Annotated in this window: 31 protein-coding genes; 20 read left to right on the top strand and 11 right to left on the bottom strand. The window is 71.8% G+C overall.

Annotated features, from left to right (window positions below; genetic code table 11):
- Positions 1-131: 131 nt before the first annotated feature.
- From OHT51_RS05050 to OHT51_RS05030, 5 genes are all read left to right on the top strand, one after another.
- The gene (locus OHT51_RS05050; RefSeq protein ID WP_328877664.1) at positions 132-1,238 is read left to right on the top strand and encodes an NAD(P)/FAD-dependent oxidoreductase; all 1,107 of its coding nucleotides are present in this window, start codon (positions 132-134) and stop codon (positions 1,236-1,238) included.
- Positions 1,239-1,334: 96 nt separating this feature from the next.
- Entirely contained in the window at positions 1,335-2,030 is a 696-nt protein-coding gene (locus OHT51_RS05045) for a hypothetical protein (RefSeq protein WP_328877663.1), read from the top strand.
- Positions 2,027-2,314, top strand: a complete 288-nt coding sequence (locus OHT51_RS05040; RefSeq protein ID WP_328877662.1) for a hypothetical protein — start codon at positions 2,027-2,029, stop codon at positions 2,312-2,314. Before OHT51_RS05045 ends, OHT51_RS05040 begins: the two co-directional genes overlap by 4 nt.
- Positions 2,311-3,075, top strand: a complete 765-nt coding sequence (locus OHT51_RS05035; protein ID WP_328877661.1) for a metallophosphoesterase family protein — start codon at positions 2,311-2,313, stop codon at positions 3,073-3,075. The genes OHT51_RS05040 and OHT51_RS05035 overlap by 4 nt, the downstream gene beginning before the upstream one ends.
- Before the next feature lie 158 nt (positions 3,076-3,233).
- Entirely contained in the window at positions 3,234-3,761 is a 528-nt protein-coding gene (locus OHT51_RS05030; protein WP_328877660.1) for a hypothetical protein, read from the top strand.
- 211 nt (positions 3,762-3,972) lie between these two features.
- Here the strand turns inward: OHT51_RS05030 and OHT51_RS05025 are convergent, their stop codons facing one another.
- Positions 3,973-4,536 (bottom strand): hemerythrin domain-containing protein, encoded by a 564-nt coding sequence (locus tag OHT51_RS05025; protein WP_328877659.1) that lies wholly within the window; start codon positions 4,534-4,536, stop codon positions 3,973-3,975.
- 190 nt (positions 4,537-4,726) lie between these two features.
- On the opposite strand from OHT51_RS05025, the gene OHT51_RS05020 reads away from it, so the two are divergent.
- Complete coding sequence (locus OHT51_RS05020; protein ID WP_328877658.1) at positions 4,727-5,506, top strand: SDR family NAD(P)-dependent oxidoreductase; 780 nt, start codon at positions 4,727-4,729, stop codon at positions 5,504-5,506.
- A 20-nt stretch (positions 5,507-5,526) separates the two neighbouring features.
- Here OHT51_RS05020 and OHT51_RS05015 read toward each other — a convergent pair whose 3' ends face one another.
- Complete coding sequence (locus tag OHT51_RS05015; protein ID WP_328877657.1) at positions 5,527-6,099, bottom strand: GNAT family N-acetyltransferase; 573 nt, start codon at positions 6,097-6,099, stop codon at positions 5,527-5,529.
- A 71-nt stretch (positions 6,100-6,170) separates the two neighbouring features.
- On the opposite strand from OHT51_RS05015, the gene OHT51_RS05010 reads away from it, so the two are divergent.
- Positions 6,171-6,623 (top strand): PPC domain-containing DNA-binding protein, encoded by a 453-nt coding sequence (locus OHT51_RS05010; protein WP_328877656.1) that lies wholly within the window; start codon positions 6,171-6,173, stop codon positions 6,621-6,623.
- 17 nt (positions 6,624-6,640) lie between these two features.
- Here the strand turns inward: OHT51_RS05010 and OHT51_RS05005 are convergent, their stop codons facing one another.
- Positions 6,641-7,294: a phosphoribosyltransferase gene (locus tag OHT51_RS05005; RefSeq protein WP_328877655.1), complete on the bottom strand. Its 654-nt coding sequence runs from the start codon at positions 7,292-7,294 to the stop codon at positions 6,641-6,643.
- Positions 7,295-7,546: 252 nt separating this feature from the next.
- On the opposite strand from OHT51_RS05005, the gene OHT51_RS05000 reads away from it, so the two are divergent.
- The 7 genes from OHT51_RS05000 to OHT51_RS04970 all read left to right on the top strand — a co-directional run bounded on the left by OHT51_RS05000 (position 7,547) and on the right by OHT51_RS04970 (position 12,043).
- The gene (locus tag OHT51_RS05000; protein ID WP_328877654.1) at positions 7,547-7,945 is read left to right on the top strand and encodes an SseB family protein; all 399 of its coding nucleotides are present in this window, start codon (positions 7,547-7,549) and stop codon (positions 7,943-7,945) included.
- Between the two features lie 80 nt (positions 7,946-8,025).
- Positions 8,026-8,916, top strand: a complete 891-nt coding sequence (locus OHT51_RS04995; RefSeq protein ID WP_328877653.1) for an SDR family oxidoreductase — start codon at positions 8,026-8,028, stop codon at positions 8,914-8,916.
- A gap of 40 nt (positions 8,917-8,956) precedes the next feature.
- Complete coding sequence (locus OHT51_RS04990) at positions 8,957-10,033, top strand: glycosyltransferase family 2 protein (RefSeq protein ID WP_328877652.1); 1,077 nt, start codon at positions 8,957-8,959, stop codon at positions 10,031-10,033.
- Between the two features lie 86 nt (positions 10,034-10,119).
- Positions 10,120-10,572, top strand: a complete 453-nt coding sequence (locus OHT51_RS04985; RefSeq protein ID WP_328877651.1) for a YbhB/YbcL family Raf kinase inhibitor-like protein — start codon at positions 10,120-10,122, stop codon at positions 10,570-10,572.
- A 43-nt stretch (positions 10,573-10,615) separates the two neighbouring features.
- Entirely contained in the window at positions 10,616-10,864 is a 249-nt protein-coding gene (locus tag OHT51_RS04980) for a hypothetical protein (RefSeq protein WP_328877650.1), read from the top strand.
- Positions 10,865-10,972: 108 nt separating this feature from the next.
- Positions 10,973-11,332 carry a hypothetical protein gene (locus OHT51_RS04975; protein ID WP_328877649.1) on the top strand — a complete coding sequence of 120 codons (360 nt, stop codon included), beginning with the start codon at positions 10,973-10,975 and terminating at the stop codon, positions 11,330-11,332.
- A 69-nt stretch (positions 11,333-11,401) separates the two neighbouring features.
- Entirely contained in the window at positions 11,402-12,043 is a 642-nt protein-coding gene (locus OHT51_RS04970) for a phosphoribosyltransferase (RefSeq protein WP_328877648.1), read from the top strand.
- 21 nt (positions 12,044-12,064) lie between these two features.
- Here OHT51_RS04970 and OHT51_RS04965 read toward each other — a convergent pair whose 3' ends face one another.
- Complete coding sequence (locus tag OHT51_RS04965; RefSeq protein WP_328877647.1) at positions 12,065-13,189, bottom strand: CapA family protein; 1,125 nt, start codon at positions 13,187-13,189, stop codon at positions 12,065-12,067.
- Positions 13,190-13,253: 64 nt separating this feature from the next.
- Positions 13,254-13,709, bottom strand: coding sequence for an archease (locus OHT51_RS04960; protein WP_328877646.1), 456 nt, complete (start codon positions 13,707-13,709; stop codon positions 13,254-13,256).
- Positions 13,710-13,812: 103 nt separating this feature from the next.
- On the opposite strand from OHT51_RS04960, the gene OHT51_RS04955 reads away from it, so the two are divergent.
- The 3 genes from OHT51_RS04955 (at position 13,813) to OHT51_RS04945 (ending at position 17,149) form a co-directional block, all read left to right on the top strand.
- Complete coding sequence (locus OHT51_RS04955; RefSeq protein WP_328877645.1) at positions 13,813-14,268, top strand: TIGR03668 family PPOX class F420-dependent oxidoreductase; 456 nt, start codon at positions 13,813-13,815, stop codon at positions 14,266-14,268.
- Between the two features lie 178 nt (positions 14,269-14,446).
- Positions 14,447-15,784 carry a gluconate:H+ symporter gene (locus tag OHT51_RS04950; RefSeq protein ID WP_328877644.1) on the top strand — a complete coding sequence of 446 codons (1,338 nt, stop codon included), beginning with the start codon at positions 14,447-14,449 and terminating at the stop codon, positions 15,782-15,784.
- A gap of 36 nt (positions 15,785-15,820) precedes the next feature.
- The gene (locus tag OHT51_RS04945; RefSeq protein ID WP_328877643.1) at positions 15,821-17,149 is read left to right on the top strand and encodes an enolase C-terminal domain-like protein; all 1,329 of its coding nucleotides are present in this window, start codon (positions 15,821-15,823) and stop codon (positions 17,147-17,149) included.
- A 27-nt stretch (positions 17,150-17,176) separates the two neighbouring features.
- Here the strand turns inward: OHT51_RS04945 and OHT51_RS04940 are convergent, their stop codons facing one another.
- On the bottom strand, positions 17,177-17,623 hold the full coding sequence (locus OHT51_RS04940; RefSeq protein WP_328877642.1) for a PaaI family thioesterase: 447 nt from the start codon (positions 17,621-17,623) through the stop codon (positions 17,177-17,179).
- A gap of 99 nt (positions 17,624-17,722) precedes the next feature.
- Between OHT51_RS04940 and OHT51_RS04935 the strand changes: the two genes are divergently transcribed.
- The 3 genes from OHT51_RS04935 (at position 17,723) to ppk2 (ending at position 19,631) form a co-directional block, all read left to right on the top strand.
- Positions 17,723-18,157, top strand: a complete 435-nt coding sequence (locus OHT51_RS04935; RefSeq protein ID WP_328877641.1) for a MarR family winged helix-turn-helix transcriptional regulator — start codon at positions 17,723-17,725, stop codon at positions 18,155-18,157.
- A 21-nt stretch (positions 18,158-18,178) separates the two neighbouring features.
- Positions 18,179-18,643 carry an SRPBCC domain-containing protein gene (locus tag OHT51_RS04930; RefSeq protein WP_328877640.1) on the top strand — a complete coding sequence of 155 codons (465 nt, stop codon included), beginning with the start codon at positions 18,179-18,181 and terminating at the stop codon, positions 18,641-18,643.
- Between the two features lie 73 nt (positions 18,644-18,716).
- On the top strand, positions 18,717-19,631 hold the full coding sequence (ppk2, locus tag OHT51_RS04925; RefSeq protein ID WP_328877639.1) for a polyphosphate kinase 2: 915 nt from the start codon (positions 18,717-18,719) through the stop codon (positions 19,629-19,631).
- Here the strand turns inward: ppk2 and OHT51_RS04920 are convergent.
- From OHT51_RS04920 to OHT51_RS04900, 5 genes are all read right to left on the bottom strand, one after another.
- A complete protein-coding gene (locus OHT51_RS04920; RefSeq protein ID WP_328877638.1) occupies positions 19,609-19,995 on the bottom strand; it encodes a luciferase domain-containing protein in 387 nt (128 codons plus the stop codon). The two genes, ppk2 and OHT51_RS04920, sit on opposite strands and share 23 nt — an antisense overlap.
- An 87-nt stretch (positions 19,996-20,082) precedes the next feature.
- The gene (locus OHT51_RS04915) at positions 20,083-21,003 is read right to left on the bottom strand and encodes a YceI family protein (protein ID WP_328877637.1); all 921 of its coding nucleotides are present in this window, start codon (positions 21,001-21,003) and stop codon (positions 20,083-20,085) included.
- Between the two features lie 89 nt (positions 21,004-21,092).
- The gene (locus OHT51_RS04910; RefSeq protein ID WP_328877636.1) at positions 21,093-22,175 is read right to left on the bottom strand and encodes a maleylacetate reductase; all 1,083 of its coding nucleotides are present in this window, start codon (positions 22,173-22,175) and stop codon (positions 21,093-21,095) included.
- The gene (locus tag OHT51_RS04905; protein ID WP_328877635.1) at positions 22,172-23,035 is read right to left on the bottom strand and encodes an intradiol ring-cleavage dioxygenase; all 864 of its coding nucleotides are present in this window, start codon (positions 23,033-23,035) and stop codon (positions 22,172-22,174) included. Before OHT51_RS04905 ends, OHT51_RS04910 begins: the two co-directional genes overlap by 4 nt.
- Before the next feature lie 99 nt (positions 23,036-23,134).
- A complete protein-coding gene (locus tag OHT51_RS04900; protein ID WP_328877634.1) occupies positions 23,135-24,874 on the bottom strand; it encodes an FAD-dependent oxidoreductase in 1,740 nt (579 codons plus the stop codon).
- Positions 24,875-24,945: the final 71 nt, after the last annotated feature.

Here is a 24,945-nt window from a genome sequence, read left to right as displayed (position 1 = left end):
GGTCGGGCTGGACGCCGTGTTCGTGTACTGCTGCACCACCAGCCGCACCTTTCACAGAACGCGCACCCGTCTCCATCAATTATTTAAGTTTCAATCGCTAGGCTCGCCGCAGAGGAAGAAGGAGACGCGGCGTGCTTGATGGCGACGTAGTGGTGATCGGCGGCGGCTATGCCGGCGTCCGTCTGGCGAAGCGACTGGACGCGACGGCGCGGGTCACGCTCGTGGACCGCAAGGAGGTCTTCTTTCACCGCATCGCGGCCCTGCGGGCCGGGGTGCGTCCGGAGTGGTCGCACAGCCCCTTCATCCCGTACGACCGGCTGCTGCGCAACGGCCGGGTCGCCGTGGGCAAGGCGGTCCGCATCGACACCGCCGAGCGGCATGTCACGCTCGCGACGGGGGAGCGGCTCCCGTACGACGTGCTGGTGATCGCCACCGGCGCCGACTACCCCGAACCGGCCCGCTTCACCGGCACCACCACCGAGGAAGCGGTGAAGTCCCTCGTCGCCCATCAGCAGCACATCGCCGCGGCCGAGCACGTCCTGGTCGTCGGCGGCGGGCCCTCCGGGGTCGAGCTCAGCGCCGAGATCCGCCTCGCCCGGCCGGACGCCCGCGTCACGCTCGCCCACTCCGGGCCGGAGCTGCTGCACGCGACAGGCAGTGCGCGGGCCGGACGCAAGGCGCGGGCCTGGCTGGAGTCCCACGGCGTGGACGTGTGGCTGGACTCCTTCATGTCCCCCGGCACCGACTTCGACACCTACCGCGACGCCCGCGGCAACGTCCTCGAGGCCGACCGCTCCTTCTGGGCGACCGGTACCACGCCCAACACGCTCTGGCTGCGGCTGGCCGGGCTCGGGAGCTGGCTGACCGGAACGGGCCACGTGAAGGTCGACCAGGCGCTCCGGGTGCAGGGGTGGCTGGACGTGTTCGCGGTCGGCGACGTGAACGACGCCACCGAGGTCAAGATCACCCCGGCCGCGCTCGCCCAGGCCGACCTGGCCGCACACAACATCCGCGCCTATCTGAACAGCGCCGGCAAGCACCGCAAGGAGCCCCGCTCCTACCGTGCGGTCCACCGCACCCCGCTCATCGTCCCGTTCGGCCCGGCCGACGGAGTGACGATGCTGCCCGTGCCGGGCGGCGAGACGGCGGTCCTCGGCGGCCGCACCACCACGCTGGCCAAGGCAAAGACGCTCATGACGCCCTACATGAGGCGACAGCTCGGCTACACCGCGGCGTGACCCTGCCGTATCGAAACCCCGGCGCCGGGTACTCGGTTCCCTTACCGAGCCCGCCCCGGGCTCGTACCGGACCTCCGTGCGGCGAACGGAGTGGGCATGACGCAGAACCAGCAGAGCGTGACACCGGCCCCGCGACCCGATCTTGCCGAGCTGCGCCCGGTCGGGAACAGCCCGGGTGAGCCGGCGCCGGGCGGATCGCGTTCGCTGAACAGCCAGGAGCTGCCCCACGACCGCAGCCAGGCGATCCTGGAGGCGGCCAAACAGGTGGGTGCGCTGCTGAAGCGCAAGGGGCACAGATTCGCCCTGGCCGGCAGCGTGGCGGTGTACGCCCACGGCGGGAGCGGTCATCTGCAGCACGACGCCGACTTCTGCGTGCTGCGCGCGGACGCCGACGCGGTCGCGGACACACTCGCCGAGGCGGGCCTCGCGGTCCGTACGCCGCCCGAGGACTGGCTGATGAAGACGACGTGCCTCGGACAGGAGATCGACTTCCTCTTCGAGATGGCACACCGCCCGGTCACCACGGACGTGCTGGCCCGCGCGCAGGACGTCCCGGTCGACTCGGTGCACATGCCCGTCCTCGCGCCGACCGACTTGATGCGCGGGCTGATCGAGGCCTTCTCGGAGCACTACTGCGACTTCGGGCCGGTGCTCGCCGCCGCCCGCGCCCTGCGCGAGAAGGTCGACTGGGAGGACGTACGCGGCTCCTGCGGGGACGAGCCGATGCCGGCCGCGTTCTTCTTCCTCCTGGAGCGCCTCAACGTGATCGCCCCAAGGGAGCAGCCCCGATGAGCCGCCCCGGCACCGAGCCGGCCCAGGGCCCGGGCGGCGCGCAGAACCTGGACTACCTCGTGGCCCATCTGACGGACCACCTGGCCGCCGGGCCCCTCGGCGAGCTGGGGGTGCGTATCGAGATCCGCGGCGAGGCGATCCTGCTGACCGGCACCGTGCCGTCCGCCCGGTACCGCGACGACGTCCTGCGCACCGCCCGCGCGGAATTGGTGGGACACCCGGTGCACTGCGACATCGTGGTCGCGGACAGCGCCGCGCCCGACCACGCCGAGGAGGTCGAATGATCCGGATCGCGGCCGTCGGGGACATCCACATGGGCCCCGAGAGCCAGGGCGTGCTGCGGCCCTCGTTCGAGACCCTGCAGGAGAGCGCCGACGTCCTGCTGCTCGCCGGGGACCTCACCAGGCACGGCACCCCCGAGGAGGCCCAGGTCGTCGCACGGGAGATCAAGGACCTGGCCGTTCCCGTGGTCGCGGTCCTGGGCAACCACGACCATCATGCCGACTGCCCGGAGGAGGTCACCGCCGTGCTCCAGGACGCGGGCGCGCGGGTCCTGGAGGGCCGGGCCGCCGTGGTGGAGAACGGCTCCGCGCGGATCGGCGTGGCCGGTACGAAGGGGTTCGGCGGCGGGTTCGTAGGCCGCTGCGCGGGCGAGTTCGGCGAGCCGATCATGAAGGAGTTCGTCCGCTACTCGCGGCGCAGCGCGGACAGCCTGCGGGCTTCCCTGGAGGAGCTGCAGGGGCAGGACTGCGACGTACGCATCGCCCTGACCCACTTCTCGCCGGTGCCGGACACACTGGCGGGGGAGCCTCCCGAGATCTATCCGTTCCTTGGCAGCTATCTGCTGGCGGAGGCCATCGACACGGCGGGCGCCGACCTCGCGGTGCACGGGCACGCCCACCTCGGCACCGAGCACGGCATGACCAGCGGGGGCGTGAAGGTGCGCAACGTCGCCCAGCCGGTCATCGGCCGGGCGTTTCACGTCTACCACCTCGCGCGGCCCGACCGGTCGACGGCCGGCGCGTCGGGCGGCAGGGCGGGCTGAGCCCGCCGTTTCGGCGCCCCTGCGCCCCGCTCCTGCGCACCGCCCCGGTGTGGGCGAGGCCACGTCGTGCACGAGGCGAAGGACATGTCGGACGCCCGGATCGCCGGGCTACCGTGTGAGGGATCCCCGTTCCCGCCAGTACCTCGGACGGCCCTGCAGTGCTCGCAGATCTCTCCCCGCTCATCGCGGCGACCACCCAATGGCTGACGTGTTCCTACCCCGCATGCGGTGGCGCGCTCGCCGCCGCCCTCGGCGAGGTGCAGGCCCGCCAGGCCGTCACTGCGGCGGCATGGCTGCGCTACCCGACGCCGACGGACGCCGCCCTCGTCGCGATGGCCGGGCCCGGCGGGTCGGCCGGCCTGGACTGGATCACCGGCGCAGACACCGCCACGCCGGACCACGCGGACGACTTCGCCTGGCGCACCTGGGTGGACGAGGTGGTGGCGAGCTGGGCGGCCTGCCTGCTCACCGACACCGACCTGGCCCGGCTGGCGGTCACCGAGATCGCCGAGGGCACTCACGCGACCGGCGTGCCGGTCGAATTCCGCCGCCTGGTGGCCCCGGACACGCAGGACCGCCAGGCAGCGGCACTGCTGCGCCACCCGGACCTCCTCGACCCGGTGGCCGCGCTCCACCGCCCCGCCCTCCACGCGCGCCTCGACCCGGGCCGGGCGCTCATCGCCTGAGCCTTCGGCTGAGCGCCCCCGCCTGAGCTGCTCTTGCCGGAGCGCGCCCGTGCCTCAGTGTTCTGGCCCGAGCGTGCGTGCCTGAGCGGTGCAGCGCCCGAGCGTGCGTCGTGTCTGAGCCGTGCTCGCCCGAGCGCGCCCCTGCATGCCCTGTTCTCGCCCGGGCGGCCGCCGAGTCCAGAGCCGGGTTGCCGCCTGGGGGAAGTACGGGTCAGTCCTTCTTGCCGCGTCCCGACAGCGCGTCGCGCAGCCGGTCGACCAGGCCGGTCCCCGGAGCCAGCAGCTTGTTCGCCGGCGGCGTGTCCGGGGCGGACGGGTGGGGGCGGGTCGGCGCCACCTTCTTCGCCTGACGCACCTTGTCGCCCAGCTGGTCCAGCGTCTCCGGGGAGCACGCCGCGCGCAGCCTCGGGAAGAGGTTCTGCTCCTCGTCGGCCAGATGCGAGCGGACCTCGGTCATCAGCATCCCGATGAGCCGGTCGAAGTCGGGGTCACCGGCGTCGCATCCCTCCAGGTCCTTCATGAGCCGCTCGGCCCGGGAGTGGTCGTCGATCTCCCGGTCGACGATGGCATCCCCGCCCGCCACATGCTCACGCACGGCCGGGTACAGATAGATCTCCTCGGCCACCGAATGCCGCACCAGCTCGATCGTGGCCTGGTCGGCGTACACCTTGCGGTCCTTGTCACCGGACGGAAGCGCCTCGATCCGGCCGAAGAACTCCTCGACCTCGCGGTGATCGGTCACCAGCTCGTCGATGACGTTCCCACCATGACCCATTGCTCTCCACCTCCAGAATCGGGCGGCGGTCCGGTCGGACGCGCCGCGGACTCCGAGTGCCCGCACCCGGCGGGCTCACACGAAGGGCGGCACAACGGAAAGGACGGCCGCTGCCACGGCATCCCGCAGACGCCGTGACGACGACGCCCCCGAGAGCTGTCCCGCCGAGCAGGCCGCCTAGGGTGCGGGCATGACGTCGCAGGCATACCTCTCCGAACTGTTCTCCCTGGAAGGCCGGGTCGCCGTGGTGACCGGTGGCAGTTCCGGCATCGGCCGGGCCATTGCCGAGGCCCTCGCCCGCGCGGGCGCGAGTGTCGTGGTCGTGGCACGCAGGGAGGCCGAACTGGCCGCGACGGTCAGCGAGTTGGAGGCCCAAGGCTGCCGGGCGGCCCGGGTGAGCGCCGATCTGGGCACGCGCGACGGTGTGCGGGCGGCTGCCGAGGAGGCGGTCGGGGCATTCGGTGAGCCCGACATCCTCGTCAACTGCGCCGGGATCAATCTGCGGCCGCCGATGGGCGAGCTGGGCGAGGACGTGTGGGACACCACGATGGCCGTGAACCTGAACGCGCCCCACCTGCTGGGGCAGCGCTTCGGGCCCGGCATGGCCGAGCGGGGCTTCGGGCGGATCATCCACATCACCTCCCAGCAGGCCCACCGGGCGTTCGTCCAGAGCGGCGCCTACGGCGTGTCCAAGGGGGCGCTGGAGTCGCTGGCCCGATCCCAGGCCGAGGCCTGGTCGCCCTACGGCGTCACCTGCAACACGCTCGTGCCGGGGTTCGTGATGACGCCGCTCAACACTCGCCTGTCGTCCGACCCCGAGAAGGTGGCGGCGCTCGCGGCGCGCACGATGGTCGGACGCAACGGCCTGGCCGAGGACTTCGCCGGCGCGGCGGTGTTCCTCGCGAGCGGCGCCTCCGCCTACGTCACCGGGCAGGCGATCTTCGTCGACGGCGGGTTCTCCGTGCACTGAGCCCCGCGGGGGCCGTCGCGTCAGCGCAGGTCGAGCCGCATCAGGATGCGGGGGTGACCGGCCAGCACGGAGGTCGTGTCGGCGGCGTGGACGAAGCCGGCACGTTCGAAGTTCTTCCGGATGCCGGCGTACGCCATCGTCAGGTCGACCCTCGCGTCACCGTTGTCGAGGGGGTACGCCTCGATCACCGGGGCGCCCCGGTCTCGGGCGAACTCGACCGCGCCGGCGATCAGGGCGTGCGTGATCCCCTGCTTGCGGTGGCCGGGGCGGACACGGATGCACCACAGCGACCAGACCGGCAGGTCGTCGACGTGCGGGATCTTGCGGTTGCGCGCGAAGGACGTGGCCGAGCGCGGTGCCACCGCGGCCCAGCCGACCGGCTCGTCACCGTCGTAGGCGATCACTCCGGGAGGAGGATCGGCGCGGCACAACTCCGCGACGTACTCACCGCGGGCCGGCCCTCGCAGCTCGTTGTTGAGCTTGGACGGGATCCGGTAGCTCAGGCACCAACACACGTTTGCCGCGGGTGACTTCGGGCCCAGCACCGCGCGGACGGCCTCGAAGTCCGATGCCGGGCGGACGTCCATGGTCATGGCACCACCCTGTCACGGCGCGCTCGCGTGCGCCGCGTGGTGGCACAGCGCGATGCGGGTACCCGAGGCGCATGAAGTGGCAACAGGTGGATGCCTCTCCGGCGTCGGTGTACGTCATGGTGCTGGCTCCTGGCGAGGACGCCCTCGCCGAGATCACCGGCTTCGCCCGGGAGCAGGGGCTCGGGGCGTCCCAGGTGACGGCCGTGGGGGCCTTCTCACGGGCCGTCGTGGGGTGGTTCGACCGGGCTGCGAAGGACTATCGCCGCATCGGGGTCGACGAGCAGTGCGAGGTCCTGTCCCTTCTGGGGGACATCGCCGTCGGCGAGGACGGACCCACCGCACACCTGCACGCCGTACTGGGCCTGTCGGACGGCACGACGCGCGGCGGCCATCTGCTGGAGGGCCGGGTGTGGCCGACCCTGGAGGTGATCGTCCGCGACAGCCCGGCTGCCCTGGCGAAGATCCACCGGCCTGAACTGGGGCTTGCGCTGATCGACCCGGAATCGCCGATCGACCCGGAGTGACGTCACGCCAGGGTGCGTCACACCGTGGCGCGGAACCTGTGCAGCATGTCCGCGACCTCTGTCTCCGAGAGCCGGCCGAAGTCCTCGTACCACTCGCCGACCGCGTGCAGGGACGCCGGCTGCTCCAGGCACACGAGGTCGTCGTACTGGGTTCGCAGGGCGGTCAGGGTTCGCGGGCTGCCGACGGGGACGGCCAGGACCAGGCGGGCAGGGCGGTGGTGGCGCAGGAAGTGCAGAGCCGCCGTGGCGGTGAGGCCGGTGGCCAGGCCGTCGTCGACGAGGACGATCGTGCGGCCGTCGACGGACGGGAGCGGGTGGCGGCCGCGGTAGACGTACTCGAGGCGGTGCAACTCGTTGCGCTCGCGGGCGACGACATCGCCGAGCCGGTCCTCGGACAGATGCATCATGGCCAGACTCTGCCGGTCGTACAGCGGCGGATCGTCGGCGACGATCGCCCCGATCGGCGTCTCCGGCCGGATCGGTGTGCTGATCTCGCGGGCCACGAGCACGTCCAGCGGGGCGTGCAGAGCACGGGCCACCTCGACCGCGACCGGCACGCCACCGGCCGGCAGGGCCAGCACGAGCGGATCGATCAGATCACCGGAGTCGGCCCACTCGACCAGCCGCAGGGCGAGTTCCTGTCCGGCGTGGGTACGGTCACGGAACGGCACGGCGCACCTCCCTCGCGCTCGGCGCGGTCGCCGGGTGCCCGGCGCGGCGGTCCGTGAAACGACGCACGGTCCGCGACATGAGCGCCGGGGAGGAGTGCGCCGGCGTCCGGGAGGGAGTGCGAGCGTCCGGAGGACGGCCGGGACGACGATGCGCACATGAGGCGGGCGAACACATGAGGGACGGCGGAGCGGGTACGCGGATCATGCGGCGCGTACCGGACGGACGGGCACGACACGGCAAGGGGATGGACCATGACTGACCCCCACTTCGAGAGCGGTGCCTTCGCGGCACAGCAGGCTCTGCGCACGGTCGTCGAGAATGGCGTGGACGAGGCGGCGCTGAGCACGCTGGCCCACAGCGAGGTACTGGTACCGGCGGCTGCGGACGCGGAGGGGCCGGCCCCCAAGGCACTGACGCTTCCGGTGTTCGAACAGGAGGACGGGACCGAACTGGTGCCGGTCTTCACCACCCAGGAACGCATGGAGCAGGCCCTGCCCCGGATGCACCGGCACCGCAGCGTGCAACTCGGTGCCCTCGCCCACGGCTGGCCCTCCGACAACCTCTCCCTCGTGATCGACGCGGGCACCCCCGAGCAGCTCGCGCTGACGGCCCACGGCGTCAAGGCGCTCCTGGACCGGGAAGACGGCTGACCGGCTGACCTCGCTTTTCGGCAGCTGCGAGGCGGGAACCCGGCCAGTCGTCCGTGCCCGCCAGCGGTCAGGAGGCCGTCGTGACCGATCCGCAGTACAGCCGGCAGAACCCGGCCACCCAGCACCCGCAGCCCGAATTCCCCGCACAGGACCAGCCCCATCCCGGGTGGACGGGGCCGATGGACCCGCCGCCCGATCACGGTGAGGAGAGCTATCGCGGCAGCGGCCGGCTGGACGGCCGCAAGACCGTCGTCACCGGCGGCGACTCCGGCATCGGACGGGCGGTGGCGCTGGCCTTCGCCCGGGAGGGCGCCGACGTGCTGATCACCCACCTCCAGGAGGAGGCGGACGAGGCACGCGAGACGTCCCGGCTCGTCGAGGACGCCGGCCGCAAGGCGGTCGCCGTCCCCTGCGACATCCGGGACGAGGACAACTGCCGGACCCTGATCGAGCGCGCCGTCGCGGAGTTCGGGCGCATCGACATCCTGGTGAACAACGCCGCCTACCAGATGTCCCAGCCGGACGGCATCGAGGCGATCACCACCGAGCAGTTCGACCGGGTCATGCGCACCAACCTCTACGGCATGTTCTGGCTGACGAAGTTCGCGCTGCCGCACATGCCCGAAGGCGGCAGCGTCATCAACTCGACCTCGGTGCAGGCCTACAAGCCGAGTCCGCATCTGCTGGACTACGCGATGACGAAGGGCGCGATCGTGACCTTCACCCAGGGGCTGGCCCAGATGGTCGTCGACCGGGGCATCCGGGTGAACGCGGTCGCACCGGGGCCGGTGTGGACGCCGCTGATCCCCGCGACGATGCCCGACACGGTCGAGTTCGGAAAGCAGAGCCCGCTGGGCCGCCCGGCACAACCCGCCGAACTGGCCCCGGCGTACGTCTATCTCGCCTCCCAGGAAGCCAGCTTCGTCACCGCCGAGATCCTCAACGCCACGGGCGGAACGCCGCTGCCGTAGCCGGGGGACGCGACCGATGCCGACAGAGGAGGACCGTCGTATGACCAGGCCGAGCCGGGTGGGGGACGGTACGGACACCACGGCGCCACCGCTCTCCTACGCCGTGGTCGTGCCGACCCGGTTGCGCGACACCCTCGCGGACTGCCTGGGCGCGCTCGCCGCCGCGACCGGAGCGCCGCCGGACGAGATCGTCCTCGTCGACGACCGTCGCGGGCCGGACCACGGTGACCTGGGCCATCCGCTCGACGTGCTCGGCGACCTGCGGGCCCGCACCACGGTGGTGCGCAGCGGCGGACACGGCCCGGCGGTCGCGCGCAACGCCGGTCTGCGGGGCGTGCGTACCGCTGACTGGGTCGTCTTCCTCGACGACGACGTGCAGGTGGGACCGCACTGGTGCGAGCAGGTGGTGCGGGACCTGGCCGAGGCGCCGTCGACCACGGCGGGCGTCCAGGGCGTGATCACGGTGCCGCTGCCCGGCGGGCGCCGCCCCACCGACTGTGAGCGCCGCACCGCGGGCCTGGCCACGGCCCGGTGGATCACCTCCGACATGGCCTACCGCGCCGACGTCCTCAGGGAGGTCGGCGGCTTCGACGAACGCTTCCGGCACGCGCAGCACGAGGACACCGACCTCGCCCTGCGCGTCCTGGACGCCGGCTGGGGCATCCGGCGAGGCCGGCGCACCACCCGCCACCCCGTCCGTCCCGCCGACCGGTGGGACTCCCTGCACGACGAGCGCGGCAACGCCGACGACGCGCTCATGGTCCGGCTGCACGGCCCCGACTGGTGGTACAAGACGGCGTCGCCGCGCGGCCGTATCCGCGCCCATGCGGCGGTCACCTCGGCGGGCGTCGCCGCCTGCGCCCTCCTCGCGGCCCGAAGGCCCGCGGCCGCAGGCCTCGCGGCAGGTGCCTGGACCCTCGGCACCGCCCGTTTCGCCTGGAAACGGATCGCTCCCGGGCCCCGGACCCGGTACGAGGTCGACACGATGCTCGTGACCAGCGTCCTCATCCCGCCCGCCGCCGTCTGCCACCGCCTCGGCGGATTGTGGCGCCATCGAACGGCCCGCCCCTGGCGAGAGGTGACGAGGAGTTCCGGGCCCGCCGTCCCGACGAACTGACCGGCGCGGCACCCGGCGGGCCTGTGCCCAGCACACCCGAACGGGTGCCGCGTGTGGTCCGCGTGACGACGGGTACTGCGGCGCACATGACCGACATCGAACTCAAGAGCTCCGCGTTCGACCACCACGCGATGATCCCGCGGCGGTACGCCCTGGAAGGGGAGAACCTCTCCCCGCCGCTGGCCTGGTCCGGAGTACCCGACGAGGCGGCGGAGCTGGCCCTGCTGTGCGAGGACCCGGACGCCCCGTCGGGGACCTTCGTGCACTGGCTGGTCACCGGTATCGATCCGCACGCGGACGGACTGCCGGCCGGCGGAACGACCCCCGGCAGCCACCCGCACACGAACGGCTACGGAGAATCGGGGTGGGGCGGCCCCCTGCCCCCGGTGGGCGATGACGCGCACCGGTACTTCTTCCGCCTGTACGCCCTCCCGGGCCCCGTTTCCGTCCCGGAGGCGGCCTCGGCCGTGGAGGCCCACCGGGTGTTCGACGAGCAGCAGCTCGCCAGCGGAACACTCATCGGGCTCTACAAACGGTGACGGCCGGGCTGCGTTTCCGGCGCGCAGAGCGCATGGTGGTGGCATGAGCACGCGTCCCCCCGTGGTGGTGCAGCCGCCGGCGTCGGACGGCGGGCGTCAGGTGACGATCCGCGGCGAGCCGACCGGCACCGCATACAGCCTGTTCGACGTCATGGACCTGGTGCACCGCGCCGGCCTCCCCGGCGAGGACCGGGCCGTCGACGACCCCGACCTGATCGAGTGGCGCGGCGGCGGGCCGTACGACTGGAACGGCACCGACACGTCCGACACGTCCGACACGGCAAACGGGTGAACGCGGGACCGGCCCCACCCTCGGAGGTCTGAGGTTCCCGTCGGAGCGCCGCTGACCTTGACTGAAGGCAGCAGGTCCGAACGGGACCACTACCTCACGGGGGACCACATGAACCGCAGGACGAGCATCTTCGCGGCCGGCCTCGCCACCACCGTTTCCGCCCTGGCCCTCACCGTCGGCGCATCGGCCGCCCCGGCCCAGGCCGCCCCGGCCGGCGATGCCGCCGCCGTGGCGGGCACCGTCGACTGCGACGGCTGGGTGCACAACAACAACCCGGACCACGGCATCGCGGGCTGCAAGAACAACACCGACCGCACCGTCACCTTCCGCGCCGAGGTCGTCTGCGGCTGGGCCCCGGACGTCTCCGGCCAGTGGGTGACGCTGGCGCCGGGCCAGTACGGCGAGTCGTCGGGCGTCTGCGCGATCTACAGCTCCGGCGTCGGCAGCGTCGGCTGGAGCATCCAGTAGGGCCCGAAGCCGACGGGGTGTCCGACACGGATGGGCGGGGTACGCGGCGACGGACGGAAGGGGAAGCCCATGCAGTTCCGTGACCGCGCGGAGGCCGGGCGTGAGCTGGCCGAGCAGCTGCGTGTCCGGCAGGACAAGGGCCTCCTTCCGCATCCCGTGGTCCTCGCGCTGCCACGCGGCGGCGTCGCGGTCGCCCGGGAGATCTCCCGGGCGCTGCAGGCCCCGCTGGACGTGCTCGTCGTACGCAAGATCGGCGCCCCGTTCCACGAGGAGTTCGGGGTCGGCGCGCTCGCGGGCGACGGGCCTCCGCTCTTCGACGAGCAGACGCTGCTGCGGCTCGGGTTGAACGAGGCCGACCTGGCGCCGGTGGTGGAGCGGGAACGGCACGAGCTGCGGCGGCGCGAGGAGCGCTATCGGCAGGGCCGTCCGGCTCCCGAGCTGCGTGGCCGTACGGCCGTCGTCGTCGACGACGGAGTCGCGACCGGCTCAACCGCACGCGTCGCCCTGCGCGCCCTACGGGCCCGGCACCCCGAGCATCTGGTGCTTGCCGTGCCGGTCTGCGCACCCGAGGCGGCCGAGGAACTGCGCCGGGAGGTCGACGACTTCGTCTGCCTGCACCAGCCAGGACTGTTCAGCTCGGTCGGAGAGTGGTACGAGGATTTCGGCCAGCTGACCGACGCCGATGTGCTGGAAGCACTGGGCGGCGAGTGAGCGTCGGACGGAGCGGGCCGTTCAGCGGGCGGCTCGGGTGACGGGCTTCGTCAGGGTGAGCGCGCCGTCCGCCTCGAGGGCGAGGTGGACGCCGTGACTGATGCCGTCGAGGGTGGCGTGCAGCCACGTGCGGTCCTCGGGCGGGGCGGCCTCCAGGCGCATGCGGCGGGCGAGCAGCGGCACCATGCGCAGCCCGACGAGTTCGCCCGTGTCCGCCGCCACCGTCACGAAGCAGGCGAGGCGCAGGTCGTCGCGGTACTGCTCGTAGCCCGGGATGCCCTCGCAGTCGTCGATGAAGTCGCCGCAACCGTGCAGGATCAGCCGGCCGCGGTGCACCTCGACGGGGCGGGGATGGTGCGAGGAGTGACCGTGGACGACATCGGCCCCGCCGTCCACCAGGGCGTGCGCGAAACGGCGCTGGTCCCGCGGGACGGCGTAGCCCCAGTTGGATCCCCAGTGCACGGACACGACCACGAGGTCGTCGGCCCGCTTCACCTGCCGTATGTGCCGTACCGCTTCTGCGGCCGCGGTCGGCGACAACGCGGGAACGTGGGCGACGCCGGGCCGGTCCGCAGTCGCCGCCCAGGCCGCGGGGACGCCGCTGCTGCCGGCGCCGAGGGCGAAGACGAGCACGCGTCCGCCGTGGGGGAGCGGGAGTGCCACGGGCGCGTACGCCTCCTCGGCGCTGCGCCCCGCGCCGGCCGTGCGCAGACCCGCTCCATGGAGCACGTCGAGAGTCTCCTCCAGGCCCGCGCCGCCGAAGTCGAGCACGTGGTTGTTGGACAGGACGCACACGTCGGGCCGGGCGACGGTGAGGGCCGGCAGGTTGGCGGGATGCATGCGGTAGTGGACCGCCTTTCCGGGCTCGAACGTGTCGCTGCACGTCACCGACGTCTCCAGATTGACGATCCGCACGTCCGGACCGCCCGACTCCAGCAGCCCCAGCGCCTCGCCCCACGGCCACGACGGGTCGACGGGCGCCGGGATCGGTCCGTTCACCGCCTCCGCCATGCTCACGTAGGAGCGGGCGTCCGTGACGTACCCCTCCCGCAGCGCCGGGTCGCCGGGCCGGGCCAGGATCTGGTCGACGCCGCGTCCGAGCATCACGTCACCGCAGACGAACAGCGTCACCGTGCCGCCGCTCATGTCTCCACCGTACGGGGGGTACGGCGGTGACGAGGGGCCTGCCCTTCCTGCGGGCGGCGCGCCCTCACACGTCCACGGTCACCGCGCACGACCACCCGTACGGATCCGGCCCGATGTGCAGCCCGTGCCAGGAGACGCCCTTCGGGGAGGCGCCGGTGGCCTGTACGTCCGCCAGGTCGGCGAGTGCGAGCCGTACGTCGAGGGCGCCGTCCGAGGTGGCGGCCTCCAGGTCGACGGGCACCCGGCCGTCCGCGTCCAGCCGGAGGGCGACCTCGTCGAGCAGGGCGCTCAGCAGCCGTTCGTCGTCCTCCTCGGCGAGCCGCACCCGTTCCATGGAGGTGGGCCGCACCGCCGTCACGTCGGCGAAGCACTCCACCATGCCCAGCGCCGCCTCCACCAGGCAGCGCTCGCGGCTGACGCCCCAGGCCTCGATCCGTACGTCGTCCGGGTGGGGCACCGCCCGATGGCCGCTTCCACCGCGCCGCCGGGTCTGGATGTCGTCGTCCGTGTCGCCGACCATCGGCACCACCTGATCCGCTCATGCCGTCCGGGCCGCTCAGGGCCACACGGATAGGGGTACCCGTCTCAGGGCGCGGCGTACCGCCGGGGAGGAGGGAGCCGACATGCCGGACATGGAACGGGACGAGGCGCGCAGCCGGTTCGCCGGGGTGCCGGTGGCTCGGCTGGCGACGGTCGATCCGGAGGGCCGCCCGCATCTGGTCCCGGTCGTGTTCGCGCTGCGCGGCGACGAGATCGTCACCGCCGTCGACCACAAGCCGAAGCGGTCCCAGCGGCTCAGGCGGCTGCACAACATCGCCGGGCACCCGTCTGTCTGTCTGCTGGCGGACGTGTACGACGACGACTGGGACCGCCTGTGGTGGGTCAGGGCGGACGGCGACGCCCGGATTCTGCCGCCGGACGCGACCGACGGGGCGGCGCGTGACGAGTACGCCGCCGCCGTCGAGTCGCTGCGGCAGAAGTACCCCCGCCACTACGAGGCACGGCCGCCCGCAGGGCCGGTGATCGTGATCACCGTCGTGCGCTGGAACGGCTGGCGGGCCGCACGGGACGCCGGGTGAATCACCCGGGCGAATCACGCCGCCTGAGTCACGCCGAGTGAATCAACGGGCGCAGACCCATTGACCTTGACCATCCATGAACATAATCTCCGTCTTCATATGTAGACGACGTCTTCATCTGAGGACCCCGTTCAGCGGGGTGAACATAGGCGGCCGGCGTTCAAAGGAGAACTGACATATGCCGCTCGTGGTGGTCGGGATCAGCGTCCTGGTCCTGCTCGTCCTGATGACCAAACTCCGGCTGAACGGCTTCGCCGCCCTGCTCCTGGTGGCGGTGGGCGTCGGCCTGGTCCAGGGGATCGGGCTGGAGAAGATCCCGGACGTCCTCGCCGAGGGCATCGGCGACCAGATCGGCGACACCATGCTCACCATCGGGCTCGGTGCCATGGTCGGCCGGGTGATGGGGGACTCCGGCGCCGCGCAGCGAATAGCCGGCCGGCTTCTCGACGTGTGCGGGCCGCGCTGGGTGCAGGTGGCCATGGTGCTGACGGCCATGCTCATCGGCGTCACGATGTTCTACGAGGTGGCCTTCGTCATCATCGTGCCGATCGCCTTCACCCTCGTCCGGGTCACCCGGGCCAACCTGCTGTGGGTGGGGTTGCCCATGTCGATCGCCCTGTCCACCATGCACAGCTTCCTGCCGCCCCACCCGGGCCCCACCGCGGTGGCCGCCACCTTCCACGCGTCCGTCGGACTCACCCTGTTCTACGGCCTGTTCATCGCCGTCCCGGTCGGCGCGTTCATCGCCCTGCTGTGGCCGCGCCTCCCGTTCGTCCGGGCGATGAACCCGTCCATCCCCAAGGGCCTGGTCAGCGACCGTGTCTTCGAGGACGACGAGATGCCCGGCATGGGCTGGTCGCTGTCCGTCGCCCTGCTGCCCGTGGTCCTCATCGCCGGCGCCGCGGTGACCGACCTCGCCGCCTCCGGCGACAACGGCCCGCTGCACTTCATCGCCTTCATCGGATCCGCGCCGATCGCCCTGCTGCTCACCCTGCTCGTGGCGATCTGGGCGTTCGGCCCGCGCATCGGCCGCAGCCTCGCCGAGGTCAGCGCCTCGTGCAAGGAGGCCGCCCAGGCGATGGCGATGATCCTGCTCGTCATCGGCGCGGGCGGTGCCTTCAAGAACGTCCTCGTCGAGGGCGGCATCTCCGACTACATCAAGGAAGCAACCGACGGCTGGTCGATCTCCCCGATCCTGCTGGCATGGCTGATCGCGGCCATCCTCCGCATCGCCCTCGGCTCCGCGACCGTCGCCGTCGTCACCGCGTCCGGTGTGGCGCTGCCCCTGCTCGCGGGCAGTGGCGTCCACCCCGAGGTGATGGTGCTCGCCGTCTCCTGCGGCTCGATCGCCTTCTCCCACGTCAACGACCCGGGATTCTGGATGTTCAAGGAGTACTTCAACCTGTCCGTCCTCGACGCGATCAAGGCGCGCACCACATACACGACGGTGCTCGCACTTCTCGGGCTGGGTGGCGTCCTGGTCCTGGAACCGGTCCTCGACGCCCTCGGCATCTGACCGACCACCCCCTCACGAGAACGGCATCCGCCAGCCATGACCCAGCCCGTCGTCACCAGCTTCGCCGTCCATCCGGTCGCCGGCCACGACTCGATGCTCCTCAACCTCTCCGGCGCGCACGCCCCGTACTTCACCCGCAACGTCGTCGTCATCGAGGACTCAGAAGGGCGTACGGGCCTCGGTGAGGTGCCCGGCGGCGAGAAGATCACCCGGACCCTGCGCGACGCCGAACGCCTGGTCGTCGGCGCGCGCGTGGGTGACCACAAGCGTGTCCTGCGTGCCATCGAGTCCGCCTTCGCCGACCGCGACACGGGCGGTCGCGGCGCCCAGACCTACGACCTGCGCACCACCGTCCACGCGGTCACCGCCGTCGAGTCGGCCCTCCTCGACCTGCTCGGCCAACACCTCGAAGTCCCGGTCGCCGCCCTCCTCGGCGACGGGCAACAGCGCGACTCCGTACGGGTACTCGGCTACCTCTTCTACGTCGGCGACCCGGACCGGACCGACCTGGACTACGTCCGCGCCCCGGACGCGGACGTCGACTGGTACCGCATCCGGCACGAGGAGGCACTCACCCCCGAGGCGATCGTCCGGCAGGCCGAGGCCACCTACGACCACTACGGCTTCCGCGACTTCAAGCTCAAGGGCGGAGTCCTGCCCGGCGCGGAGGAGGTCAAAGCCGTCACCGCGCTCAAGGACCGCTTCCCCGAGGCACGGATCACCCTCGACCCGAACGGCGCCTGGTCGCTGCGCGAGGCGGTCGAGCTGTGCCGTCCGCTCCTGGGCACCCTCGCCTATGCCGAGGACCCCTGCGGGGCCGAAGGCGGCTACTCGGGGCGCGAGATCCTCGCGGAGTTCCGCAGGGCCACCGGGCTGCCCACGGCGACCAACATGATCGCCACGGACTGGCGTCAGCTGACCCACGCCCTGGCCCTGCAGTCGGTGTCCATCCCGCTCGCCGACCCGCACTTCTGGACCATGCAGGGCTCGGTGCGCGTCGCCCAGCTGTGCAACGCGATGGGGCTGACCTGGGGCTGCCACTCCAACAACCACTTCGACATCTCCCTGGCGATGATGGCCCACTGCGGTGCGGCGGCACCCGGCGACTACAACGCCCTGGACACGCACTGGATCTGGCAGGAGGGGCTGGAGCGGCTCACCGTGGAGCCGCCGAGGATCGCCGGCGGCGAGGTCGCCGTACCGGACACGCCCGGACTCGGCATCCGGCTGGACATGGACCGGCTCCTGGCCGCCCACGAGCTCTACGAGGAGAAGGCGCTGTCGGGCCGGGACGACGCCGTCGGCATGCGGTACCTGATCGACGGCTGGACCTTCGACGCCAAGCGGCCCTGCCTCGTGCGCTGAACCTCGCCGGGTGCTCTCAGATCATGGTCAGGGAGCGTCGCGCTCGCTGTCCCGGGCCGGTTCGGTGACCGCGATGCTGCCCTGGGCCACGGCGCACAGGGTCGTGGTGCCGTCGGCGGCGACCGTCGTCAGATCGCAGCGGCACACCGCACGCGTACGGCCGGCCCGGATCACCCGGGCATGGGCGCGCAGGGTCTCGCCCTTGGCGGGGCGCAGGAAGTCGATGGTGAATCCGGCGGTCATCACACCGAAGCCGACCGCGGCGCCCGCGGCGAACGACAGCGCGTTGTCCGCCGCGTAGCCGAGCAGACCGCCGTGGGCGAAGCCGTGCTGCTGCAGCAGATCCTCACGGAGGTCCAGTTCGAGTGTTGCCTCGCCGTCCCCGAAGGCCGTGAGCCTGGCACCCAGCAGCACGCTGAAGGGTTGGGCGGCCAGCACCTTGCGGGCCAGGGGCAGATCGAGAGTGTTGTCCACGAGACCACCGTCCACCGTCGTCGTAGGTCACTTCAACAGGGTCACTTCACTAGTGAAGTGAGGATGGCGGCGTCCCGTCCCGTCTGTCAACATCGGTCCATGCCCGAGCCCGATCAGCGACTGTTCTTCCTGCTCCAGCGGGCGGCGCACCAGCTGCGCACCGCCACCGACCGGCGCCTGCTGGCCACCGCCGGGATCACCACGGCCCAGCTCGGCGCGCTGTTCGCGATCCGTGACGAGCCGGGCATCACCCAGCAGGCGCTGGCCCGCACCCTCGGGCTGCGCGAGTCCGCCGTCACCGGGCTGGTCGGCCGCCTCACCGCGGCCGGTCTGGTCGCCAAGAGGGCGCATCCGCGGGAACACCGCGCCGTGGTGCTGGGGTTGACCGGCGACGGGGCCGCCGCACTCGACGCCGCGCAGCCGGAGGTCGACCGGTTCAACGCCGAGGCGCGGGCGCTGCTGGGCGAGGACGGGTTCACGCGGACGGCGGCGGCGATGCGCGCACTGGCCTCTTGGGAGTCCCCTGACCCGTAGGCCCGCCACTATCGTGAGGCCATGTACTCGACGCGGGTCTCCTGGCATGTGAACGCCTCACGCGCGGCCGTCTACCGGGCGCTGCTGGACGCGGACGCCGTCGAGAAGTGGCGGGTTCCGGACGGCATGAGCGGGCATGTGCACGAGTTCGAGGGGCGCGAAGGCGGGGCGTTCCGGGTCTCGCTCACCTATGACCTGCCGACCGGCGCCGGGAAGTCGGACGCACACACCGACACCTACCACGGCCGCTTCGTGCGGCTCGTGCCGGACGAACAGGTCGTCGAGGAGGTCGAGTTCGAGACCGACGACCCCGCCCTGCGCGGCCTGATGACGATGACCACCACCCTCACCGACGCCGACGGCGGCACGGACGTCGTCGTCGTGCACGAGGGAATCCCCGACGTGGTGCCGGCCGCGGACAACGAGACCGGCACGCGGATGGCGCTGGCGAACCTCGCCCGGCTGGTCGAGGCCGGATCACGGTGATCCGTCCGGGAGTTACGTGATCTTTGCCTGGGGTTCGCCGCCCGTATGAAAGCGCTCGCTTTCATGGGTATGCATGGACACCGAACTGCTGTCAGGGTTGCGCGTCGACTACACCGACCAGGACGACCCCGTGCTGATCCGGCCGGACGGAAGCCCGGTGGACACATGGCGCGAGAACTACCCGTACGACAAGCGCATGGAGCGCCCGGAGTACGAGTGGCACAAGCGGCTGCAGCAGATAGAACTGCTGAAGCTGCAGAGCTGGATCAAGGAGACCGGCCGCCGGCTCGTGGTCGTCTTCGAGGGGCGGGACGCGGCCGGCAAGGGCGGCACGATCAAGCGGTTCACCGAGCACCTCAATCCGCGCGGCGCCCGGGTCGTGGCCCTGGAGAAGCCGACCGAGCGGGAGCGCGGGCAGTGGTACTTCCAGCGGTACGTCGAGCATCTGCCCACCGCGGGCGAGATCGTGCTGTTCGACCGGTCCTGGTACAACCGGGCCGGCGTGGAACGGGTGATGGGCTTCTGCACGGATGACGAGTACCGGCGCTTCATGCGGCAGGCGCCCGCCTTCGAGCGCATGCTCGTCGACGACGGCGTCGACCTGATCAAGTTCTGGTTCTCGGTGTCCCAGGGCGAACAGCGCACCCGGTTCACCATCCGCCAGGTCGACCCCGTACGGCAGTGGAAGCTCAGCCCGATGGACCTGGCGTCGCTGGACCGCTGGGACGACTACACCGCCGCCAAGGTCGCCATGTTCCGCGAGACGGACACCGAGCACACGCCCTGGACCGTGGTGAAGAGCAACGACAAGAAGCGGGCGCGCGTCGAGGCGATGCGCAGCGTGCTGGCCCGCTTCGACTACAACGACAAGGACGAGGAAGTCGTCGGTACCGCCGACCCCCGGATCGTCGGCGCGGCCCCGGGCCTGCTGGAGGCGGGGGAGGACGACTCCTGGGCCCCAGGCCCTAGCGGCGGGGCAGCACCGTGACCCGGCGGAAGTTGCACTCGTCCCCTGCCGGACGCTTCCCGGCAGGGGACGGCACGCTCTGGTCGGCCTTGAGCGCGGCGCTGACCAGGCTCATCAGCAGATCGACGTCCGTGTCGCAGTCGAGATGCACCGTCACCCAGCCCGAGCCGGGGACCAGCCTGATCGCGGTGGACTCCTGGAGGTCGGCGTGGAAACGTCGGATGGCCGACACCGTCAGGTGCAGGTCCACGTCATGGTCGGAGTGGAAGTGCACGATCTCGCTGTGGACGGAGCGCAGTGCCCGCCCTGCACCGCAACTGGCCGGGCCCGGGCTCAGATCGGGCCAGACTTCCAGTTGCTTCATGGCGCGCTGGGCCAGTGTCATGCCCCCATAGTCACCCGATCACCGCGTCGCAACCAGAGGTTGAGCAATTCGTAACCGTGGCGTGAGGTACCTCTCGGCCATCCTGGCCTAGTCGGGAGGGGTCGGCGTGTCGTGCGTGCGGTACATCGCCTGGACGTCCAGCTCCAGCTGCACGGTGGGCCCGACCACCGCGATCCCGCGGGCCAGCATGCTGCGCCAGTTCAGGGTGAAGTCCTCGCGGTGCAGCTCCGCCCTCGCCAGCGCCGCACATCGCAGCTCCTCGCCGTAGCCGCCGTTGACCGACCCCAGGTAGGTGGTGTCCAGCTCCACCGAGCGGCTCACACCGTGCATGGTGAGCGACCCCTGCAGCGTCCACTTGGCGCCGCCGCGGAAGGCGAAACGAGTGCTGGTGAAGTCGATGTACGGGTAGCGCTCGACGTTCAGGAAGTCGGCCGAACGCAGATGGTTGTCCCGGGTGTTGTTGCCCGTGGTGATGCTGGCCGCCTCGATGCGCACCGACACCTGGGAATCGGCCATGTCGGGCGCCACCCGTATGCCGCCGGTGAACCGCTCGAAGCGGCCGTGGACATGGGCCATGCCGACATGCTTGGCGATGAACCGGATCGCCGTGTGCGGAGGGTCGAACAGCCAGGTGCCCGCAGTCGGCAGTTCCAGCTGCCGGCCCGACGTCAGCTGGACCCGCGCGGCGGGCTGCGGCGCACCGGCGACGACGTCCAGCGACTCCCGGTGCGGTGTCAGACCCTCGGCCGTGATCATGAGGCTGTAGCGGCCCGGCGGGAGCGCGGCGAAGAAGAGGCCGTACGGGTCCGTCGTACCGGACGCCACGACCTCGTGCGAGTCCATCCAGGTCACGGTCACGTCGGCGCCGCGCATCGGCAGCCCGACCGGGTCCACGACCTCACGGCCCACGACGCCTGCACCGGCCGGCACGGGCAACGGGATGCCCGGCGCTCCTCGCGAGCGTCGGCTCTCTCGGGAGTTTCGGCTCCTGAGTAGACCGAGGGGCATGCTGATCACCTTTCTTCCGTTCGTGGGGGGATCTTCGAGCGTGGGGGGGGCAGGGGGGTGTCAGTGGGCGCTGAGGCCGGCGAGGGACGTCAGTGGGCGCCCGAGACCGGCGCCACGCCCTCGTACGCCGCCCGCAGCAGGGCGAGTACGCCGTCGGCGGTGACCGGGCGGGGATTGGGGTACGCCTGGCCGGCGGTCTGCGCTGCGGCTGCTGCCAAGTCGGCCTCGGCGAGGCCCAGTTCGGCGAGCGAGCGGGGTGCGCCGAGGCGTCCCGCCAGTTCCCACAGGGCCCTCGGAGCGTCGGCCGCGTCCAGCGCGCGGGCCACGGTGGCGGCCGCGTCCGGGGCGTCGGGCGCGTTGTGGGCCAGGGCATACGGCAGGACCACCGTGTGCGTCTCGGCGTGCGGGAGGCCGAAACTGCCGCCCAGGACATGGCACAGCTTGTGGTGCAGGCCCATGGTGGTGGCGCCCAGGCAGGACCCGCACAGCCAGGCCCCGTACAGCGCGCGACCGCGGGCGCCCGGCGACGCCGGTTCCTCGGCCACCGCCGGGAGCGCCCGCGCCATCGCCCGAACGCCCTCCTCGGCCATCAGCGCGACGAGGGGCGAGGTGTCGGGCGCGTACAGGGCCTCGACGGCGTGTGCGAGCGCGTTGATACCGCTGGTCACGGAGAGAGGCACGGGCAGGGAGAGGGTGAGCTCGGGGTCGTACACCACACTGCGGGGCAGCACCTTCGGGTCGCGGCCGGTCCGCTTGGCGCCCTGCTCGGTCAGGCCCCAGACCGGGGTCATCTCCGACCCCGAGTACGTGGAGGGCACCGCGATCAGCGGCAGTCCGGTGCGCAGGGCGATCGCCTTGCCCAGACCGATCGACGAGCCGCCGCCCACCGCGACGCACCCGTCGGCGCCCGCCGCGCGAGCCGCCCGGACCGCCACGTCGGCGACCTCGACGGGCACGTGCATCCGCGCCCGGTCGTGCACGCCGACGCAGGCCGGGCCGAGCGCGTCGGCGACCGCCCGCGCGGTGTCCGCGCCCCGCGCCCCGCACACCACCAGCACCCGCCGCAGCCCCAGCCGCTCGACCTCGCCCGGCGTCGCGGACACCGCGGCGCCGGGCCGGAAGACCACCCGGACGGGCAGGGCGTCGTAGGAGAAGTCGAGGGCGTCGTTCACGACCGCTCCAGTACGAGGTCGAAGCGGGCGTGCCGGAACGGGTTCGGCACGCCGAACTCCCGTGCCGCGGACGGGTCGTCGACCGGGGCGAAGTCGGTGACGAGGCCCGGCTTGACGGCGAACACCGCGTCCGAGTCCAGGTAGTCGCTGCCCGCCACGAAGATGTGCGTCGTCACCGGGGTGTGTCCGTCGGCCGAGACGATGAAGTGGATGTGCGCGGGCCGGTAGGGGTGCCGTCCGGTGGCCCGCAGCAGCGCGCCGACCGGTCCGTCCGTCGGGATCGGGTACGCGCTCGGTACGCACGTACGGAACCAGAACCGTCCCTCGCCGTCCGCGGTGAACAGGCCGCGGCCGTTGCCCGGAGGCTGAACGTCCGGCTGCTGCACGTCGTAGAAGCCGTTGCCGTCGGCCTGCCACACGTCGACGACCGCGCCGGGCAGCGGGCCGCCGTCCCGGGACAGCACGCGCCCGCTGACCACGCACGGCTCGCCACCGCCGGCCAGGTCGATGTTCGCGCCGAGCGCACGCACCGGCGACTCGGTCATGTGGAACGGACCGAGGACCGTCGACTCGGTGGCGCCGGGACCGTGCCGCTCGTTGATCGTCTCGAGGAGCATCGACAGGCCGAGCACATCCGACAGCATGATGAACTCCTGCCGGGTCCGCGTGCATGCCTGCCCGGTCGCCGTCAGGAACCCGACCGCCCGCTCCCACTCCTCCTGCGTCAGCCGCGACTCCCGGGCGAAGGCGTGCAGATGCCGGATCAGGCCGGTCAGCAGTTCCCGCAGACGGGGGTCGCCCGTGCCCCGCAGACTCGCGACGACCTCGTCGGTGACCGTGTCCGGCGCGTCACCGGTCATGTCGGCTCCTTCCCGGGCATCTTGTCGTGCGGCTGCCCGTCCCGCGGCTTCATGTCCTTCTTCGGCTTCCAGTCTTCTTCGGCTTCCTGGGCGTCCATCTCAACCGTGCCCGAGAATCCGCCGCACCGCGTCGGTGACCAACCGCTCGGCGTCCACGGCCGCGTCGGCGTGCCGGAACGCCACATACCCGTCGGGGCGTACGAGGAGCGCGCCCGCGTCGGAGATCTCGCTCAGGCCGGCCCAGTCGCCGTAGGGGTCCTCGAACTCCCGGCCCGGTCCGATGACGACCGTGGCGATGTCGAGGGGCTGCGCCTCGGCCGCCCGCAGCCACCTCTCGCCGCCGATGCCGGTGAGCAGGGTGAAGCGGCCCTTGCCGACCGTGTCGAGAGTGGACAGGGTCCGGGTCCCGGAGGTGATCCAGGCGTGCGGGAGTTTGGCGCCGGGGCGGGAGGTGGGCTGGTGGTGCAGTTCGGGATCGCGGGTGAAGCCGGGGTCGGGCGTGCCGTCGGGGACGACAGCGTCGGAGGCGTAGCGCTGGTTGAGGTCGACGCCGTGCGCGTTGAACTCGTAGGCCTTGAAAGCGATCGCCTCGCGCAGCGCGGCCCGCTGCTCGGCCGCCGCCTCGGTGGTGTCCTTGCGGGCGGCGATGTTGGCCCACAACTGCTCGGGCGTCTGCGGCGACAGCCCGTCGAGCGCCTCGAAGATCGGGGCGGTCTCGGCGATGGACTTGTTGGCGCGGGTGACGATCTGCCTGCCGACCGGAGCGCGCTCGGCGTCGTAGGTGTCGAGGAGTCGCGGCGAGGCGACGCCGTCGAGGACGAGCTTCAGCTTCCAGGCCAGGTTGTGGGAATCCTGGATGGAGGTGTTGGAGCCGAGCCCGTTGGACGGCGGGTGGCGGTGCACGGCGTCGCCGGCGCAGAACACCCGGTCGTTGACGTATGTCTGCGCGTACATCTCGTTGACCGTCCATGCCGACGACGACTTGATGGTCACCGGAATCTCGTCGTCGCCGACCAACTGGCGTACGACGGACAGGGCGTACTCCTCGGTGAGGTCCGGGGCGCCGGCGCTCACGTCGTACCCCCACACGATCAGCCACTCGTTCCAGGGCCGTACGCAGCGCACCAGGCCCGCGCCGATGCCGCCGACCGTGGCGCCGGGCGCGAGGACCCAGTACAGGGTGGAGGGGCGGTGCGCGGTGTACTTGCTCAGGTCCGCGTCGAAGACGATGTTGATGCTGCCCGCGACGCCCATCTGTCCGCCCATCGGCAGCCCGGCGTCCTCGGCGACCTTGGAACGGCCTCCGTCGGCGCCGATCAGGTACTTGGCGCGAATCGCGTACTCGTCGCCGCGCAGCCGGTCCTCGACGGTGACCGTGACGCCGCCCTCGTCCTGGACGAAGGACTTGTAGACCGTGCTGAACCGGAGGTCCGTGCCGCGCGCGATCGCCGCGTTCACCAGCACCGGCTCCAATAGGTGCTGCGGCATGTCGCACATCCGCGTCGGGCTGGCCAGCTCGTGCGCCGCCTGCACGAGCGGATCGTTGCCCCAGGAGCGCACCCTGCCGAGCTCGTCGCCCGCGAGGCTCGTGCAGAACGTCGTGTTGCCCATCAGGTGCTGGGGCGTCGCCTTGGCGACGACCTCCTGCTCCACGCCCAGGTCGCGCAGCACCTCCATGGTCCGCTGGTTGGTGATGTGCGCGCGAGGCGTGTCGGCGAGGCTCGCGTACCGGGTGACGACCATGTTGCGCACGCCGTAGGTGCTCAGCGCGAGCGCGGCCGACGCGCCCGCCGGGCCGCTGCCCACGATCAGTACGTCGGTCTCGACAACGGTGTGCACGACAGAAAGCTCCAGGAGGCGAGTCAGGGGTGAGCAAGCGGATGAGCCGGGGCACGAGCTCGGATCCGGGC

Source organism: Streptomyces sp. NBC_00299 (assembly GCF_036173045.1).
GTDB classification, from domain to species: Bacteria; Actinomycetota; Actinomycetes; order Streptomycetales; family Streptomycetaceae; genus Streptomyces; species Streptomyces machairae.
Note: the sequence above shows the minus strand (reverse complement) of the source record. Positions and strands in the feature narration are given on the sequence as shown.